This is a genomic window from Microbacterium sp. NPDC028030 (assembly GCF_040637855.1).
GTDB lineage: Bacteria > Actinomycetota > Actinomycetes > Actinomycetales > Microbacteriaceae > Microbacterium.
Genome location: NZ_JBEZXF010000001.1, coordinates 618644 through 636607 on the forward strand (window position 1 = coordinate 618644; position 17964 = coordinate 636607).

A 17964-nucleotide genomic window follows, 5' to 3' on the forward strand; every position below is an offset into this window, starting at 1 on the left:
CACGGTGCGAGATGCGGGAAAGCGGTTGTGAGCGCGGCGACGTGGGCGCGGTGTGGTGTCTCCAGGGATCGGCCCCGGTCGAACGTCAACGCATCGGGTTGTGGGGGTATCTGCTGATCGCCAAGGGGGTCGACCGCGGGTTGGCGGCCGACCCTGCGGCCTTGTATCCCAGGAGAAGCTGTGTCGATGTTTCACGTGAAACGGACGAATCATATGCGCCGGTTCCGCCTCGTCCTGGATGACGTCTCGGTGTTAGCTCGTCGATCCAGCATGCGGAGGTGGCCCAGTGGTGACGGCGCTTCGCAAGGGTCGACGTAGCGGATGGATAATCCCGCTCGCGGCATCTGGGCATAAGGGAAGTAAGCGTGTGACGCGATCGAAATGCCAGGCAACGAGGTGCGCGGCGTGGCGCATTGTTCAGCGAATCGCACCCGAGGGGTGCCGTCGCGCGGTGTTCCGATCCACCATCGGATTGCTTCATCCCGCTGTAGAGGCGGGCGTAGGTGGAGGTTGAATGGGCAGGCTCAGGTGTGAGAGGCGTACCGCGTCGCGTGTGCAGGGATGAGGCGGGGCCACGGCCGCGGCGCGCTGCTGTCCGGCGTGGTGCTGCCCATCGAGTCAACGCGCTGGCGCTGAGGGGTGTCACGGCGCGGCAGGGGGAGGAGGTGTTCCTCGAGGTCGCGAGCGCCTGCGGTGGAAGGGGTCGGCGATGGTCACGGAGCGACGCGTCAGGCTGTCGTGGTGGGTTCGGATGATCGCGGCTGTATCGGGGCAAGCACTCTTCACGTCGGTGGTTGCATCTCCTCCGTCGGGATCAAAGGGCTCCCGCCAAGGTTCGGAGGACTGACGAGGGTCGGGCGGAGCAAGGCGGGGGAGGAGGCACTGGTCAACCGAGTCAGGTTCATGTCCGTGGCTGAGCAATGTTTCACGTGAAACAGACGGGCTACAGGCCACTCGTGTATCGAAGAAGTAGGTGGGCCCTCTGATGTGCTCGCTCCGTCCCATGCGTATGCCGTGCTCGGAGAAGCGTTATCCCGTAAGGGAACGTCGCTGCCAGCGATTAGAGTGGAACGCGGCCCCCGAAAGGAGTGGATGTTTCACGTGAAACAGCCCGAGAAGACATCGACGAACGAATCGTTCGGGATGGACACGCCGCTTGCGCGGGAGCTCGCCGATCTTTCCGCTCGACGCCGCGCGCTCGAAGCCGCGACCGTGGAGTTCTCCGGGGAGACCCGCGTTCTGACGGTCTCCAACCAGAAGGGCGGCGTGGGGAAGACCACGACGGCCGTGAACATCGCCTCGGCCCTTGCGGGTCTGGGGGCGAAGGTGCTGGTCATCGACCTCGATCCGCAAGGCAATGCCTCCACGGCACTGGGAGTTCCCCACAGCGCGGATGTCCCCAGCGTGTACGACGTGCTGATCGACGAGTTCCCCCTCGCCGATATCGTGCAACCGAGTCCGGAGGACCCCAACCTCTCCTGCGCGCCGAGCACGATCCACCTTGCGGGAGCAGAGATCGAGCTGGTCGCCCAGGTCGCACGAGAGCACCGACTCCGTCGCGCCCTCGAGGACTATCTGTCCCGCACTCCGATGGACTTCGTGATCATCGACTGCCCGCCGTCGCTGGGCCTTCTGACGATCAACGCCTTCACTGCGGCGTCTGAGGTCTTCATCCCGATCCAGTGCGAGTACTACGCGCTCGAGGGACTGAGTCAGCTTCTGGGAAGCATCCAGATGATCCAGAAGCACCTGAATCCCGCGCTGCATCTCTCGACCATCCTGCTGACCATGTTCGACGGCCGGACGCGACTCGCCCAGCAGGTGGCCGAAGAGGTACGAACACACTTCCCGACTCAGGTGCTGGACACGGTGATCCCGCGTTCCGTCCGCGTGTCGGAGGCACCGAGTTTCGGGCAGACCGTGATCGCCTACGACGGGCAATCCGCTGGCGCGATCGCCTATCGCGAGGCTGCCGTCGAGATCGCGTCGCGAGCAGCGACGCAGAGCAAGGAGAAATGATGGCAAAGCGCACTGGACTGGGTCGCGGGATCGGAGCCCTCATCCCCACCGCCGATCAGACGGAGCGTCCCGTCGATGTCTTCTTCCCGGGGGCGAGTCTGAGCAAAGCTGCTGACGAGGTCGCGGCCGAGGCACCGGTCGAGGTACCCGACCTGGAGCAGGTCCCGGGCATCCACCTGATCCAGGTGGACCCGAACGCGATCGTGGCGAACCCGCGGCAGCCGCGGACCCACTTCGACCCGGACGACCTCGCCGAGCTGGTGCACAGCGTGCGGGAGTTCGGTGTCTTGCAGCCCGTCGTCGTGCGAAAGAACGCCGACGATGAGTACGAGCTCATCATGGGGGAGCGACGCACACGAGCCGCCCGTGAGGCCGGCCTCGAGGTCATCCCTGCGATCGTTCGCGACACCGCCGACGAGGATCTGCTGCGCGACGCCCTCCTCGAGAACCTCCATCGTTCGGAGCTGAACCCGCTGGAGGAGGCCTCGGCCTATCAGCAGCTCCTCGAGGATTTCGGCATCACGCAGGAGGAACTCGCCACCCGTATCGGACGCTCGCGCCCGCAGATCAGCAACACCATCCGGTTGCTCAAACTCCCGGTGCCGGTGCAGCAGCGCGTGGCGGCCGGCGTGCTCACCGCTGGCCATGCCCGCGCGATCCTCAGCCTCGAGAACCCCGAATCGATGCAGCGCCTCGCCGACAAGGTCGTGAACGAAGACCTGTCGGTGCGCGCGACGGAGCTGGCGGCGAAGTCGCAGCCCTCGGCCTCCACGTCTGCGAAAGCAACGCCCGGTGCGCGTCGTGCCTATCTGGATGAAGTCGCGGGGAAGCTCGGCGACCGGCTGAACACCCGCGTGAAGATCAGTCTCGGCGCTCGCAAAGGCCAGGTCACAATCGATTTCGCGTCCATTCAGGACCTCAACCGCATTCTGGAAGAGCTCGGCGAAGGCGGCTACGGCTCGACAAGATGAGCCGCCGCAGCAGCAACCGGTCGCTTAGACTCGCGACATCTCGACGTTGAGGGGGAATCATGTCACGAGCAGCGGGTCCAGCTGCCATCAAGCGCCGCGTGATCGCTGTGAGCATCGCCGCGGCACTGGGTGGCTTCCTCTTCGGGTTCGACACCGCGGTGATCAACGGAGCCGTCGATGCCCTGGCCGGTGACGTCTCGGGGTTCGATCTCGGGACGGCGCTGAAGGGCTTCGCCGTCTCGTCGGCTCTGATCGGGTGCGCGGTGGGTGCGTGGTTCGCAGGGCCGGTGTCGAACAAATACGGACGCATCCCCGTCATGGTCGTCGCGGCGGCGATGTTCTTCGTCTCAGCCATCGGGTCAGGTCTCGCCTTCAGCGTGGTCGACCTGATCATCTGGCGGGTGATCGGCGGACTCGGAGTCGGCGCCGCATCCGTCATCGCCCCCGCGTACATCGCAGAGGTGTCTCCGGCGGCCATCCGAGGGCGTCTCGGCTCTCTGCAGCAACTCGCCATCGTCACCGGTATCTTCGCTGCGCTGCTCTCGGATGCGCTCCTGGCCAACATCGCCGGTGCCGCGGACCAGCCGCTGTGGGGTCTCACGGCGTGGCGATGGATGTTCATGGTCGCGGCGATCCCCGCCCTGGTGTACGGACTCATGTCGTTGCGGCTCCCGGAGTCGCCGCGATACCTGGTGCGCAAGGGTGAGTTGAAACGGGCTGCCGATGTGCTCGAGACCGTGACCGGGACGATCGACGTCGACGGCAAGATCAAGGAGATCACGGGCACGATCGACACGGAACGCTCGGAGTCGCTGCGCGATCTGCGCGGCAACCGTCTCGGGCTCAAGCCGATCGTGTGGATCGGCATCCTGCTGTCGGTCTTCCAGCAGTTCGTCGGCATCAACGTGATCTTCTACTACTCCACGACGCTGTGGCAGTCGGTCGGCTTCGACGAATCCAGTGCGCTCCTGACCTCGGTGATCACCTCGGTGACGAACATCGTCGTGACCATCGTCGCGATCCTGCTGGTCGACAAGATCGGGCGCCGGATCATGCTGTTGGTGGGCTCGGTGGGCATGACCGTGACGCTCGGACTCATGGCGGTCGCGTTCTCGTTCGGAACCCTCGACGCGGAGGGAACCGCGACGCTCCCCGACCCGTGGGCGACCATCGCCTTGATCTGTGCGAACGGGTTCGTGGTGTTCTTCGGCGCGAGCTGGGGGCCGCTCGTCTGGGTGCTTCTCGGCGAGATCTTCCCGAACTCGATCCGCGCTGGTGCACTCGCCGTCGCGGCGGCAGCGCAGTGGGTCGCGAACTTCTTCATCTCGACGACGTTCCCGGCGTTCGCCGAGATCGGCCTCACGTTCGCCTACGGCTTCTACGCATTCTTCGCCCTCCTATCCTTCTTCTTCGTCTTCTTCAAAGTTCCGGAGACGAAGGGCAAGGAGCTCGAGGAGATGGGCGAGAACATGACCGTGGAGCGCCGGAGAGGCCCGCAGCGGACGTAGGCTTGAGGCATGAGCGAGTCCGTGCAGCGTCGAGCCAGCCTGGAAGTGCTGCGCGCCGAGGCCGCAGACGAACTCGCCGTCCTCATCCAGGAACGACTGCTCGGCGGCGAGGACCCATGGGAGTTCATGGAGGAGCTTCCGAGCGTCGATGAGTTGGTGGTCTACCTCCTGCGCGCGGACAACATCACCGCGAACGACGGCGTGCGCCCCAACGCGGCGCGTCACTACCGTGTGCTGCGGCAGATCGCGCTGGAGTACCCCGAACTGACCCCTGCCGTCTGGGGCCTGCTGGACGAGAAGCAGCGTCACCGGCGCTGGGATCCCTCCGTCGCCGACGCCTCCTGACCGTACGACCGCAGCGTCGTGGCCGTTTCATGCGTCCGATTGTGAACATGATTTTCATAAAACATGTAACACTGGTAAAAAGGTGACAGCAACGCGGCTGGTGACTCCAGGACGAGATCCTCCCGTGTTCACGACACAAGGGAGTTCGTCATGGCATCACGTACGCGCACCGGAGTGGAACGCGCAGTCGCGCAGCCGGACCTCCTGGTGGGTGAGCGCATCGGTCTGCTGACCAACTTCACCGGCACGATGCCCGATCTGTCGAGGAACATCGACGCGCTGGTGTCAGCAGGTGCTCCACTGCACCATCTCTTCGGACCGGAGCACGGTCTGGATGGCGCGGTCCAGGCCGGCGAGAGCACCTCGATCGATCGTGACGAGCGCACCGGCCTGCCTTTCAGCGACACCTATCTGAGCGAGGGAGAGCACCTCGACGAGATGATCGATGCGTCGGGGGTCGATGCGCTCGCCTTCGACATGCAGGACATCGGTGTTCGCTTCTACACCTACATCTGGACGATGTACGACGCCATGCGCAGCGCGGCGCGGCTGGGCTTGCCTTTCACCGTCTTCGACCGCCCGAACCCCCTCGGCGGCGCCGTGCTCAGCGGGCCGGGTGTGAGCGAAGCCCGATTCACGAGCTTCGTGGGGCGCAGTGACATCTCGCAGCGTCACGGGCTGACCGCGGGAGAGCTGGCACGCCTGTTCGCCGAACGCGACCTGACGAACGAGGGGCTGAGCCTCGACCTGCACGTCGTCGCGATGGAGAGCTGGGACGCCACGAACGACTGGTCGTCGACCGGCCTCGCCTGGGTGCCGCCGTCTCCGAACATCCCGACCCTCGACTCCGTGTACGCATTCGCCGGCACCGGGCTGGTCGAAGGGACCACCCTCAGTGAAGGGCGCGGCACCACGCGTCCCTTCGAGATGATCGGCGCCCCGTTCCTCCCCGTCGAGTTCGCGGCGTCTCTTCGCGGACGCGACCTTCCGGGCATGCTCGTGCGAGAGATCGCGTTCCAGCCGACGTTCCACAAGCATGCAGGGGAGACCGTCAGAGGCGTGCAGCTGCACATCGTCGACCACCGGGCCTTCGATCCCGTCGCGACGGCGCTGGCGATCCTCGAGACCGCCCGGGATCAGGCTCCCGACGATGTCCGCAGCTTGAACGCGGGCGAGCGGCTGGATCCGGGGGACACCGGATACGCCCTGGACCGCCTGTGGGGATCCACGTCGCTCCGCGAGGCCATCAACGGCACGGGAGAGTTCGCGCCGCTGTACAGCGCGCCACAGCGCGTCGCCGAAGTGTACGACGAAACGGTCCTGCTGTATCCGCGCTGAAAAATATTTCCAGAGTGTTAAAGATATTCAAAACTTATTGACATTGCGGCGCTGGTGAATGTAATTTCAATCCATCGTGCCGACGCCGACACCCACCCCCAGGAGCACCCAATGACGAGCAACATCAGGACCTTCCGTGCCGGCGACGGCCCGGAGATCGCGCAGGCCTGGACCGAGGCGGCGCCCGGAGACGGGATCAGCTACGACCGCTTCCGCGACCTGATCCTGCTCGATCGCAACTTCGACGCGAACGGGATGTTCCTGGCAGAGGAGGACGGGGCGATCCTCGGTGCGGTGTACGCCGTCCGTCGCAGGATCGCTGTCGACGCCGACGACCTCGAACCCGAGTCCGGCTGGATCCCCTTCTTCTTCGTCGTCCCCTCCGCCCGCCGAGCCGGGATCGCGACCGCGCTCATGACCGCCGCCAAGAAGTGGCTGCGCGGCCACGGCGTCGAGAAGGTCTACTTCTCTTCGTACACGCCGAACTACTTCCTGCCGGGCCTCGATGCGGACCGGTACCCCGAGGCCGACGCCTTCCTGCGGTCCATGGGCTTTGAGACGCAGTACACCTCGGTCGCGATGGACCGCACGCTGAACGACTACTCGATGCCGGACGACATCCGTGCGCGTATCGCCGAACTGCGGGCACAGGGTTGGACCTTCTTCTCGCCGACCGGCGACGACCTGGTCGATCTCATCGAGGTCGCGGGGACGTTCAACGCCGACTGGTCGCGCGGGATCCGCGAGGGAGTGCTCGGGGGACAGTCCCTGGAGCGGATCATGGCGTGCCGCAACCCCGACGGCGTCATGCTCGGCTGGGCCATGCACGGTACCTACGAGAACGTGCTCGAGCGCTTCGGACCGTTCGGTGTGCTGCCGGAGAGCCGAGGCACGGGACTCGGGAAGATCCTGCTCCATCTCACGCTCGAGCGCATGCGGGCACTCGGCGCACACAGCGCATGGTTCCTCTGGACCGAGGAGACCTCCGCCGCCGGACACCTCTACCTCAACACCGGGTTCGAGATCACACGGACCTTCACGATCATGCACGCCCCCACCGCCGCCTAGCGCGGACACACCCGAGAGGAATCACATGAAGTCTGCAGCACAGCGTCGTAGCCGACGCATGGTGACCGCGATCGCGCTCAGCAGCGTGGCCGCGCTCGCACTGGCCGGATGCACGACCGGCGCAGAAGGTGGAGGGGAGGACGGCGTCGTCGAACTCACCTTCCTCAGCCACTACGGCAGCGACCCCTTCAAGACCGGAGTCGGTGCACTGATCGACCAGTGGAACGAGGAGAACCCGGACATCCAGGTCACCTCTCAGGCCGTCAACTTCGACGAGCTGCTCACCACACTCAACGTCCGACAGACCGGCGGGCGCGGGGCGGACATCGTCAGCTCGTATTCGCTGTGGGGCGGACAGCTGCAGGCCAACGGCGTGCTCTCCGCACCGCCGGAGGACGTCGCGAAGGACATCACCGACAACTACAGCCAGGCCGCGCTGGACTCGGTGACCACCGGTGAGGGAGATCTGCTCGGATACCCGACGGAGTTCAACACCTACGCGCTCTTCTACAACAAGCAGATCCTCGCCGACGCCGGCTACGACGGTCCGCCGAAGACCTGGGATGAGCTGACGGAGATCGCCAACGCGACGACGAAGAAGGACGGCTCCGGCAACACCATCGTCCAGGGCATCTCGCTGATCCAGGATGGCGACAACCACACGGTGCACCCGTTCCTGTCGCTGCTGGATTCGGCAGGCGGAGAGTTCCTCGCGCCGGACGGGAAGTCGGCGATGGACGACACCGCCGAAGACGTCATGCAGCTCGAGGCCGATCTCGCCGAGACCGGTGCGACGTCGACGTCGATCATGCCCACCAAGGCGTTCCCGACCGGCGGGGTGGCCATGGCCGTCCAGGCCGGATGGTGGATCGGCAGCCTCAAGGCGTCGATGGGCGACGACTACGCGAACGTCGGTGTGGCACCCGTCCCGGGGCCGAACGACGGCGACGTGGGCTCGCTCGCCTACACGTTCTTCACGGGCGTGAACTCCGGCAGCCAGCACCAGGAGGAGGCGTGGAAGTTCCTCAGCTGGTTGAACTCCCACGAGAACGAGGACGGCGTGACCGCTCTCGGCGACTTCCTCGCGACGCAGGGCCTGATCCCGCCGCGTACCACCGACGCGGAGATCCTCGGCCCGAAGTACCTCGCCGAAGAGCCCAACCTCGAGCCGATCTACGCCGCGGCGGAGTACGCCATGGCCGAGTCGAACGCGTCCAACGCCTACGAGGCGAAGACGTCGACCAACACGGCGCTGAACGAGATCATCGTCAACGGCGCCGATGTGAAGACCACCTTCTCGAAGCTGGTCAAGGAGATCGACGCCCAGTAGCACCACCGGAGGGCGGGGACACCCGAGTCCCCGCCCTCCGCCAAGACCACTCACTCTCGGAGGGCCGATGGCCAATCCCACACTCATGACGGCGGCGCAAGAAGCCGCCGAGGACACGATGGCGGTCACCGTCGGCACGACGAAGACCAAGCCGAGGGCCCGCAGATTCCGCCGCGAGGCGCGCGCCGGGTACCTGTTCCTGGCGCCCTCCCTGCTGTTCTTCACCGTCTTCCTCATCCTCCCCACGTTCTTCGCGATCTTCCTGTCGCTGTCGACCTGGGGCGGGTTCGATCTCACGAAGATCGAGTTCACCGGCTTCCAGAACTACGCCGAGATCCTGCAGTTGGACAGCACGTTCGTCTCGCCGATCCTGGTGAACACGTTCCTGTTCGCGATCATCGCCGTGATCCTGGCGGTCGGCGGATCGGTCGTGGTCGCCCAGCTGATCGAACGGCTGAAGTTCCAGGGGTTCTGGCGATTCCTGTACTTCCTCCCCGTGGTCGCGACCGTGGTCGCCATCGGCAACGTCTGGAAGATGCTCTACCAGCCCGCTGGACTCATCAACGCGGTGCTGAACGCGGTGGGTGTGAACTCGATCGGATTCCTCTCCGACCCGAATCTCGCGCTGCCCTCCGTCGCCGTGGTGCAGGCGTGGGCTTCCATCGGCGCCGCCGTGCTCATCCTCACCGCCGGCATCAAGGGCATCGACAAGACCATGTACGAGGCGGCGGAGATCGACGGCGCGGGCCCGTGGCGCACGTTCTGGAGCATCACGCTGCCGCTGCTGCGCCCCTCGCTCGTGTTCGTCTTCATCACCCAGTGCATCGCGGGACTCCAGTCGTTCGCGCTGATCATCGTGATGACGAAGGACGGCGGGCCCGCGAACGCCACGAACGTCGCGGCGTTCGAGATGTACCAGCAGGCGTTCAAGTTCGGCGCCTGGGGCACGGCGAGCGCCATGGCGATGGTGCTGTTCCTCATCATCTTCATCATCACGCTGCTCCAGCTGTGGATCAGCCGTCGCACCGGAGGAGACGACTGATGGGCGTCCGCAAGAGCAAGCGTCACCCGTTCCCGTGGATCTCCTACCTCGTGGTCGCGATCGGCGGGGTCATGATGATCGTGCCGTTCTTCGACACGGTTTTCAGCTCCCTCAAGGGACCCGGCGAGTACGGCATCTTCCCCTACCGCTTCTTCCCCGAGACGTGGACGTGGGACAACTACACCGCCGCGTTCGAGCAGCTGCAGCTCGACAAACTGTTCTTCAACAGCGTCGTGGTGACCCTGATCGTGACGGCATCCGTGTTGATCACCTCGGCCATGGCCGGCTATGCGCTGGCGAAGCTGCGGTTCCGGGGGCGGGATGTGATCTTCCGCTTCGTTCTCGCGACCATGATGCTGCCGCCGTTCCTGCTGCTGATCCCCGACTTCCTGATCATGCTGAACTGGCCGCTGGTCGGCGGGAACAACATCCTCGGGCAGGGCGGCTTCGGCGGCATGACGAACAACATCGTCTCGCTGATGCTCCCGTTCCTCGTGAGCGGCTTCGGCATCTTCCTGATGCGGCAGTTCATGGTCGGCGTTCCCGACGAGATGCTCGAGGCCGCCCGCATCGACGGTGCGGGCGAATGGCGGCTGTTCTTCAACATCGTGCTCCCGCAGGCGACGCCCGTCGCGATCACGCTGGGTGTCATCACCTTCGTCGGTCAGTGGAACGAGTACATCTGGTCGTCGCTGATCGCCTCGGCCAACCCCGATCTGATGACCTTGCCGGTCGGCATCCAGATGCTCCAGAGCTTCATCGACCCGAACCGCACGATGCCGATCGTGATGGCCGGCATCGTGATCAGCACGCTCCCCGTCCTGATCATCTTCCTCTTCCTGCAGAAGTACTACGTCCGCGGCGTGATGCTCAGCGGGATGAAGTGACCTCGCAGTCCGACGCACCACGAATGGAGCAACACAATGGGTAGGACAGTCCTCGCCATCGGCGGGCACATCGGCGACATGGACCTGACCGCGGGTCCCACTCTCGCCAAGATGGTGCAGGAGGGCGATCGCGCGATCATCCTCGCCTGCACGTACGGGGAGCGCGGACACCCCACGATCAGCCCGGAGGAGTACCGCGTGCAGAAGGTCGCCGAGGGCGAGGCTTTCGCGGCTGCCATCGGCGCGGAGTTCCGTGTGCTCGACTACTCCGACGGCTTCCTGCCCGACGACGATTCGGCGGCGGAGCAGATCGCCGACATCATCCGTCAGGAGAAGCCCGAGATCCTCATCACGCACTGGACCAAGAGCATCCACCGCGACCACGAGCGCGCAGCCATCCTCGCCGAGCGCGGCCGCTTCCTCGCGTCGCTCCCGGTGGGCAGCCCGTACGGTCGCCACGGGATCACGCAGTTCCTGCACGCGGACAACTGGGAGGACGCCGAGGGCTTCGCACCCGACATGTACGTCGAGATCCCGGATGCCGCGTATGAGACGTGGCGTGCGGCGATCCAGGGTCAGGCGTTCGCGCGCGGCGAGACCTACGGCTTCCGCTACATCGACTACTACAGCGCCAACATGCTGGCGAAGGGCTGCCTGGCAGGGACCACCCGTGCCTGCGGTTTCGTGGTCGCGGACAAGGGCGCCAAGCTCGCAGGACCGTGAGCTCGATCGCGTCTGCCGAAGGGCCGGAGGGGCGAGCGCTCCTCCGGCCCTTCCGGCGCGGAGACGAGGCGGACCTCGCCGACATCTGCCTGCGCACCGGTGACGGCGGTGCCGACGCCACCGGGCTCTATCGATCCTCGGGGCTTCTCGCCGACATCTTCGTGCTGCCCTACGTCGCGAAGCACCTGGACGCCGCCTTCGTGATCGACGACGGACAGCGCGTCGTCGGCTACGTCGTGTGCGCGCCCGACACGGCAGCGTTCGAACGCTGGTTCCGCTACGAGTGGTGGCCGCCGCGCGAGGAGGGGCACCGCCGCGCGGCGGGAGACTCCGCGAAGGACGCCGCGATGCTCCGATACGCCGCGGCGATCGGTGGGCGGCCGGTGCCGTTCGTCGACGAGCATCCCGCGCATCTGCACATCGATCTGCTGCCAGAAGCGCAGGGGAGCGGGTGGGGGCGCGCTCTGATCGACGCCCTCGTCCAAGATCTCGGCCGACGCGGCATACCGGGGCTGCAACTGACGGCTGGCGGGACGAACACCGGGGCGATCGCCTTCTACCGCCGTATCGGATTCACAGAACTGCGCAGGACACCGGGTGGCGTGACGTTCGGGAGGCCGATCGCCGCTGTGCGCTGAGACCGGGCAAGGCGGCAACGTATAATGTTACAGCCATGCTATCTCCAGTGAGTGCCCCAGGATGACACCGGGGGAGGCGTCTACGCCGTCGAAGCTGGACAGAGGGCGCGATATCGGCGTTGCCGCGCTGATCCTGGTCGGAATGCTGACCATCTTCCTGGCTCCGCCGCTCGGGTGGGCACTCGTCCTGATCGCTGCCGTCTTCGCGGTCGTCGGTCCGTTCGGGCTGAGTCGCACGAATCGCGCCGCCCTGGTGGTGTTCTCCGGTGCCGGCGTCCTCACGATCGTGCTCCTGGCGCTGTTCCTTCTACCCGCAGGCGTCAGGCCGTAGCGTCATGAAGCGACTTCTCGTCGAGCAGACGAAGAGGGCGACATCGCCAACCTCCTGGAGGAGATCACTCTGGAGCGGTCAGCGTTCTTTCGACCCCAACGCGTTATCCGTTCTCCGGCTCACGCCGTTACGAAGCGCACGAAGTTCCGCGTAGGCGTTCTCTCGAAACCGCACCACGATGACGAGGAGCAGAACCAGGAGGACCGCGGGAGAGGCGATAAGGAGAACCCCGATGAGGATGAGCAGCGTATTCATCGCATTCTCCTGCCGGTCACCGATTGAACCCATGCCAATTCACCGACGCCACAAGGGCGATAGTAGGTAACATTATACAGCTGGGAGGAAAGTCCCGCTAGTGCTCACCTCCCCTCCACCGGGACGCAGAAGGGCCGCACCTCCCCGGGAGGTGCGGCCCTTGCGAGTCGGAGTATCAGCCGATGAACGCGGCGAGGTCCTTCTCGAGCGCGAACTTGGGCTTGGCGCCGATGATGGTCGTCTTGACCTCACCGCCGTCGAAGACCTTCATCGCCGGGATCGACGTGATCTGGTACTTCATCGCGAGCTCAGGGTTCTCGTCGACGTTCAGCTTGAGGATCGTGATCTTGTCGGGGTTGTCGGCCTGGATCTCGTCCAGAACCGGCGCGACCATACGACACGGACCACACCACTCGGCCCAGAAGTCCACCAGCACGGGACCGTCGGCCTGCAGAACGTCCTGCTCCCAGGTCGCCTGGCTCGTAGCCTTTGCACTCATCAGAGTTCTCCTTGATTCGAGGTTCGTCTGCTACAACAGCCGACGAGGGGAAAGTGTTCCCGCCGTGCTCAGGCGGTGAGGATCTCGGCGGCCTCCGCAGCGGGGACCTCCACGGAGGCGTCCTCAAAATCCGCGAGGAAGTGCTCCGCGTCGAGAGCGGCGACGGTGCCTGTGCCGGCAGCCGTGATGGCCTGACGGTACGTCGGGTCGATGACGTCGCCCGCGGCGAACACGCCAGGCACCGAGGTCTTCGACGAGCGGCCGTCGACCCAGATGGTGCCCTCCGCCGTCAGCTCGAGCTTGTCGTGCACGAGGTGCGTACGGGGGTCGTTGCCGATCGCGATGAACAGACCGTCGAGCGGCAGATCGCTCAGCGTGCCGTCGACCGTGGAGCGCAGCTGCACGCCCGTCACCGAGTCGCCGCCGAGGACCTCGGCGACCTCGCTGTTCCACACGAACTCGATCTTGTCGTTCGCGAACGCGCGCTCCTGCATGATCTTCGACGCCCGCAGGGAGTCCTTGCGGTGGATGACGTAGACCTTGTCGGCGAAGCGCGTGAGGAAGGTGGCCTCTTCCATCGCCGAGTCGCCGCCGCCGACGACCGCGATCGTCTTCTGACGGAAGAAGAACCCGTCGCACGTCGCACACCAGGAGACGCCGTAGCCGGAAAGACGCTCTTCGCCCTCGATGCCGAGCTTGCGGTACGCGGATCCGGTCGCATAGATGAGCGACTGCGTCTCGTGCTCGGCACCGCTGCCGAGGATGACCTTCTTGACCGGGCCGTCGAGCTGCAGCTCGGTGACATCGTCGTAGACGACCTCGGTGCCGAACTTCTCTGCCTGCTCCTGGAACTTCGCCATCAGCTCAGGACCCTGGATGCCCTCGGGGAAGCCCGGGTAGTTCTCGACCTCGGTGGTGTTCATCAGCTCGCCGCCGACCTCCACCGAGCTCGCGATGAGCAGCGGCTTGAGGTTCGCCCTGGCCGCGTAGATGGCAGCCGTGAATCCGGCAGGGCCGGAGCCGATGATGATGACCTGACGCATGTGCTCTCCGTCGTAGAAACTGCGGTCGAATGACCTTCGACTGCTTCAACCCATGGTAACCGCGGGGCATTCCCTCGACAGTGTGCGCCACCGGCCTGGGAGACGGCTCCGTGCGCGGATCAGCGACCGGGGAGGAACCGGCGGACCAGGGCGCCGCCGGCCTTGAGCTCGGGAGCCCGCATCACGGCGAGGATGGCGACGTAGACCACGACCACGACGATGCCGATGACGGCGGTGGCGAGGGCACTGAGCACCGGGCTTCCCACCATCCATCCCTCGGCACCCCCGGCGAGCACGAAGGCCCCCCACCCGGCGAGACCCGCGGGCACGGCCGCCACGGCGAAGCGACCGACGGCGGCCATCCAGGAGCCGATCTGCAACCCGCCGATCTTGCGATGCAGCAGCCACGTGGCGAGCAGGGTCTGCAGGATGCTTGCGATCGACTGTCCGAGCGCCACGGCGGCCGCGAGGGAGGTGAGCGGGATCACATCGGCCTCGTACAGGGCCCACGCCGCGAGCGTGGTGACGACGATCAGTACGCACTGGACGATCGTGAACCAGAACGGCGTGCGAGTGTCGTCATACGCGTAGAAGGTGCGCTGGACGATGAAGAGGATCGTGAGCGGGATGAGGCTGACGAGATAGCAGAGCAGTACGACCGCCGCCGACTGCGCCGCGCTCGCGGCCGTGACCCCCTCCGCATCCTTCGTGAAGACGCGGGAGGCGGGCACCGCTGCGGCCGCGACGGCGGCGACGGCGGCCATGATGAAGAAGAGGAGGGTGCGGATGCTGCGCGAGATGTCGGCACGGACCTCGTCGTGGCGCGCTGCTGCGGCATGCTCGCTGATCTGCGTGAAGTAGGGAGTGCCGATCGAGAGCACGATCACCGAGTAGGGCAGCATGAAGATCAGCCAGGCGTTGGCCGTGACCGTCACCGACGCACCGGCGCCGGCAGCCTCGCTGATGATGAACCCCTGCAGCATTCCTGCGGCGAGGCTCGCGAACGCCATGAGGAAGGTCCATCCCGCCAGGCGTCCCACCGCCCCGAGACCCACGCCGCGCCACCGGAAGTCGGGCTTCAGCGCCAGACCGGTGCGACGCCAGAACACCAGCAGCACCACGGCCTGCAGCGCGATGCCCAGCGTGGCCGTGCCGCCGAGCGTGTTGATCATGGCCGGGGTCCAGTCCGCGGCATCGGTCGAGACCGGAGCGAACACCGCGCCGAGGATCAGGAACCCGATGATCGAGATGACGTTGTTGACCACCGGGGCCCAGGTGAACGGGCCGAAGATGCGTCGGGCGTTGAGGGCCTCGCCGAGCAGCGCGTACAGGCCGTAGAGCAGGATCTGGGGCAGACACCAGTACGCGAGAGCGGTGGCCAGAGCCAGGATGTCGGGGGTCGCCCGGCCTGCCACCAGATGAACCAGCCAGGGTGCGGCCGCCGTGGCTATCCCGGTGATCACGACGAGGACGACGGTTCCGAGCGTGAACAGCTTTGAGATGAAGGCGTTGCCGCCGTCGGCATCCGCCGTCGCCTTCACGATCTGGGGCACGATGACCGCCGTGAGGATACCCACCGAGATCAGGGAGAAGACGCTGTTCGGAAGCTGGTTCGCGAACGTGAACGCGTCGGCCGGTCCGGACTTGTACGACCCGATGACCCCGACGAGCACGATGCTGCGCAGCAGTCCCGTCAGGCGGGAGACCATGGTGCCCGCTCCGATGATGGCGCTCGCACGTCCGAGACTAGTCACGCCGCTCCTCGGGCTCGGTCGGCAGGGCAGCCGTCTCATCCAATGCGTCGATCTGTGCCTCGACGGCCGACTCCTCGGCCGCCTCCCGGCGCTTGCGGCGGATGGTGCGGATCACGCCGAGCGCGATCAACAGCACGGCCAGACCCCCGAAGATGACCAACCCGATGGTCTCCCACTCCGCACGGACGGCGACCCGGATGGACTGGTCCCCCTGGATCTGCACGCCCGTAGGACTGTACAGGCTCAGGCGGAGGTCGACCTCGCCGCTGCCCACCCGCGCGGAAACGGGAACCTTGACCCGTGTGGTGGAGTTGGCCTGCACGACCGTCTCGGTCATGGGCTTGACGTCGAGTCGCGGATCGGCGGGCGACACGAACAGTTGCACGGTCACGGGCCACGGCAGGTCGTTGCGCACCGCGATCGGCAGGTCGGCGTTCGCCGTGAGGAGCTGGATCGTGCTGGACGGCGGGATGTTCACGGCAGCGAGAGTCGCCCTGGTGCGTTCCTGATGGGCCGCGACCTTCTCCGTGAATGCGGCAGCCGACGACCCGACCGCCAGCGTGCGCAGGATGCGGATCCGCTCCGGGCTCAACAGCACCTGGGGGTCGGCGAGGATCGAGGAGAACGCCGTGAGAGTGGTCTCGTCGGCCAAGAGAGCAGTGACGGCACCAGCCCTGGCGGCGTCGGGGGCGTCCGTCACCGTCGCGGACACCGGAGCGACCGCGCGGAGGGCTGACAGCTCGAAACCGATCGAGTCGGCCGAGGAGATCGCGTCGCGCAGCGCGTCGGACGTGCGGTCCTCGTCGCGCTCCAACCCGATGAGGAGCGGGGCGCCGGGCGTCGCTCCCTTCGTCAGTTGGAGGCGTGCCGCCGCTTCGGCGAGCAGGCGCTGGCGGTCCACCGGGTCCGGCTCGGCCGCGACCTCCGACAGCACGGCGGACGCGGCGGCATCCGTGACGAGGAGATCCTGGCCTCCCGCCGTGGCGTGCGCGGCACTGCCTCCGCCGACAGCCGTCGACGACACGATCGTCGTGGCGTCCCCGCCGAGGTACCCCGCGAATGCCGTGAGGTCGTTCTGCGTGAGTGCGTCCTGCGGCCACAGGATGCGCGGCAGGGCCCCCTCGATCGCCATGAGCTCTTCGTCGGTGGGGAGGGCGGGGGACTCGGTGGCGCCAGGGGTCGGATCCGCCGTCGCCCCCGGATCGGCAGTCGGCGCGGCCGTCGCGGGAGTCTGCGGGAAGTTCGCCACATCGAGGAACGGGGCCAGCGTCGTCGGCTGCAGCAGCGACGGCAGGCCGGCTTGCGCCTGAGCCGCCGCGTCCGCGTCGCCGAACTGCAACGCGAATCGGGCGTTCGACAATCCGTCGAGTCGCACGAGCCACTCCCGCGCGCTCTCCGGGGCCGCGGAGCCGAGCACGCGGATCGCCGCGGGGATCGAGGGGTCGATCGCGAGCACAGCCGTGGTCCCCGCGACGCCGTCGAGCTGCGCGGTCAACGCCCCCTCAGGGCCGGTCAGGGTGGTGAGTTCTTCTGCGGTGAGCAGGGCGCCACCCTCGGGTGTCGCCGTGATCGGCACGATCACACCGACCTGATTGGTCTGTGCCGCGGCCACGACCAGGACGCTCGTCGCGCTCGCGTCGATCTGGACCGCGTCATCGCCGGTCCCTCCGGTCGTCGCGTCGGTGAGTTCGGCACGCAGCGGATACACGCCGGGGCCGAGGCCTTCGAGGGTCGCCTCGGAGAGGAAGACCGTGGCCGTGGCGGACGCGCCGGCATCCACCGCCTCAGTCGTTTCGGTTCCGACGGTCGCGAAATCGCCCGGGGCCTCGCCGTCGTCGAGCCAGCTCGACACCGCCTCGCCGTCGGTCAACGGAGTGCGACTGAGCTCGACCTCGACCTGTCCGGCGGACAGTGTCGCGTCCGCGCCGTTGTCGACCGTGAGGATCGCCGATGTCGATGAACCGGGTGCGATGACCCCGCGAAGACCGGCGGAAACGTGCAGCTCGACGCTCGGCTCGTCGTCCGACTGCTCGGCGGCGGTGGCAGTGCTCGGCACGACGAGTGCGCAACCGCCCAATGCGATCGCCAGAACAGCGGTCCTGCCTGCGAGCCGTCGCAGGCGCGCACGGAGGCCGGTGTCGGGGGTGATCGCGGTCATGAAGGTCTTCCTCGAACGCCCGGAGAGGGGCTGCTCGTGAGTACTGACCTAGTGA

At 66.4% G+C, this 17964-nt stretch carries 17 protein-coding genes; 12 read left to right on the forward strand and 5 right to left on the reverse strand.

The window, feature by feature from the left end; genetic code table 11:
• Positions 1–1143 precede the first annotated feature (1143 nt).
• The 12 genes from AB0E56_RS03005 (at position 1144) to AB0E56_RS03060 (ending at position 12200) form a co-directional block, all read left to right on the forward strand.
• Positions 1144–2019 (forward strand): ParA family protein, encoded by an 876-nt coding sequence (locus AB0E56_RS03005; protein ID WP_359796583.1) that lies wholly within the window; start codon positions 1144–1146, stop codon positions 2017–2019.
• The gene (locus AB0E56_RS03010; RefSeq protein ID WP_359796584.1) at positions 2019–2990 is read left to right on the forward strand and encodes a ParB/RepB/Spo0J family partition protein; all 972 of its coding nucleotides are present in this window, start codon (positions 2019–2021) and stop codon (positions 2988–2990) included. Before AB0E56_RS03005 ends, AB0E56_RS03010 begins: the two co-directional genes overlap by 1 nt.
• Before the next feature lie 59 nt (positions 2991–3049).
• Positions 3050–4498 (forward strand): sugar porter family MFS transporter, encoded by a 1449-nt coding sequence (locus AB0E56_RS03015; RefSeq protein WP_359796585.1) that lies wholly within the window; start codon positions 3050–3052, stop codon positions 4496–4498.
• Positions 4499–4507: 9 nt separating this feature from the next.
• Positions 4508–4843, forward strand: coding sequence for a tryptophan synthase subunit alpha (locus tag AB0E56_RS03020; RefSeq protein ID WP_359796586.1), 336 nt, complete (start codon positions 4508–4510; stop codon positions 4841–4843).
• A 150-nt stretch (positions 4844–4993) separates the two neighbouring features.
• Positions 4994–6181, forward strand: coding sequence for a DUF1343 domain-containing protein (locus AB0E56_RS03025; protein ID WP_359796587.1), 1188 nt, complete (start codon positions 4994–4996; stop codon positions 6179–6181).
• A 111-nt stretch (positions 6182–6292) separates the two neighbouring features.
• Positions 6293–7249, forward strand: coding sequence for a GNAT family N-acetyltransferase (locus tag AB0E56_RS03030; RefSeq protein ID WP_359796588.1), 957 nt, complete (start codon positions 6293–6295; stop codon positions 7247–7249).
• Positions 7250–7274: 25 nt separating this feature from the next.
• Entirely contained in the window at positions 7275–8579 is a 1305-nt protein-coding gene (locus tag AB0E56_RS03035) for an extracellular solute-binding protein (RefSeq protein ID WP_359796589.1), read from the forward strand.
• A 67-nt stretch (positions 8580–8646) separates the two neighbouring features.
• The gene (locus AB0E56_RS03040) at positions 8647–9621 is read left to right on the forward strand and encodes a sugar ABC transporter permease (protein WP_202045441.1); all 975 of its coding nucleotides are present in this window, start codon (positions 8647–8649) and stop codon (positions 9619–9621) included.
• Positions 9621–10508: a carbohydrate ABC transporter permease gene (locus AB0E56_RS03045; RefSeq protein WP_359796590.1), complete on the forward strand. Its 888-nt coding sequence runs from the start codon at positions 9621–9623 to the stop codon at positions 10506–10508. Before AB0E56_RS03040 ends, AB0E56_RS03045 begins: the two co-directional genes overlap by 1 nt.
• A 36-nt stretch (positions 10509–10544) precedes the next feature.
• Positions 10545–11231, forward strand: a complete 687-nt coding sequence (locus AB0E56_RS03050; RefSeq protein WP_183151374.1) for a PIG-L family deacetylase — start codon at positions 10545–10547, stop codon at positions 11229–11231.
• Positions 11228–11869: an N-acetyltransferase gene (locus AB0E56_RS03055; RefSeq protein ID WP_359796591.1), complete on the forward strand. Its 642-nt coding sequence runs from the start codon at positions 11228–11230 to the stop codon at positions 11867–11869. Before AB0E56_RS03050 ends, AB0E56_RS03055 begins: the two co-directional genes overlap by 4 nt.
• A gap of 142 nt (positions 11870–12011) precedes the next feature.
• Positions 12012–12200, forward strand: a complete 189-nt coding sequence (locus AB0E56_RS03060) for a hypothetical protein (protein WP_359796592.1) — start codon at positions 12012–12014, stop codon at positions 12198–12200.
• A 78-nt stretch (positions 12201–12278) separates the two neighbouring features.
• Here the strand turns inward: AB0E56_RS03060 and AB0E56_RS03065 are convergent, their stop codons facing one another.
• From AB0E56_RS03065 to AB0E56_RS03085, 5 genes are all read right to left on the reverse strand, one after another.
• On the reverse strand, positions 12279–12455 hold the full coding sequence (locus AB0E56_RS03065) for a hypothetical protein (RefSeq protein WP_359796593.1): 177 nt from the start codon (positions 12453–12455) through the stop codon (positions 12279–12281).
• Between the two features lie 175 nt (positions 12456–12630).
• Positions 12631–12954, reverse strand: a complete 324-nt coding sequence (gene trxA / locus AB0E56_RS03070) for a thioredoxin (RefSeq protein ID WP_046014687.1) — start codon at positions 12952–12954, stop codon at positions 12631–12633.
• 68 nt (positions 12955–13022) lie between these two features.
• Positions 13023–13997 carry a thioredoxin-disulfide reductase gene (gene trxB / locus AB0E56_RS03075; protein WP_359796594.1) on the reverse strand — a complete coding sequence of 325 codons (975 nt, stop codon included), beginning with the start codon at positions 13995–13997 and terminating at the stop codon, positions 13023–13025.
• Between the two features lie 119 nt (positions 13998–14116).
• Entirely contained in the window at positions 14117–15751 is a 1635-nt protein-coding gene (murJ, locus tag AB0E56_RS03080; RefSeq protein ID WP_359796596.1) for a murein biosynthesis integral membrane protein MurJ, read from the reverse strand.
• Positions 15744–17909 (reverse strand): DUF6049 family protein, encoded by a 2166-nt coding sequence (locus tag AB0E56_RS03085; RefSeq protein ID WP_359796597.1) that lies wholly within the window; start codon positions 17907–17909, stop codon positions 15744–15746. Before AB0E56_RS03085 ends, murJ begins: the two co-directional genes overlap by 8 nt.
• Between the last annotated feature and the right edge of the window lie 55 nt (positions 17910–17964).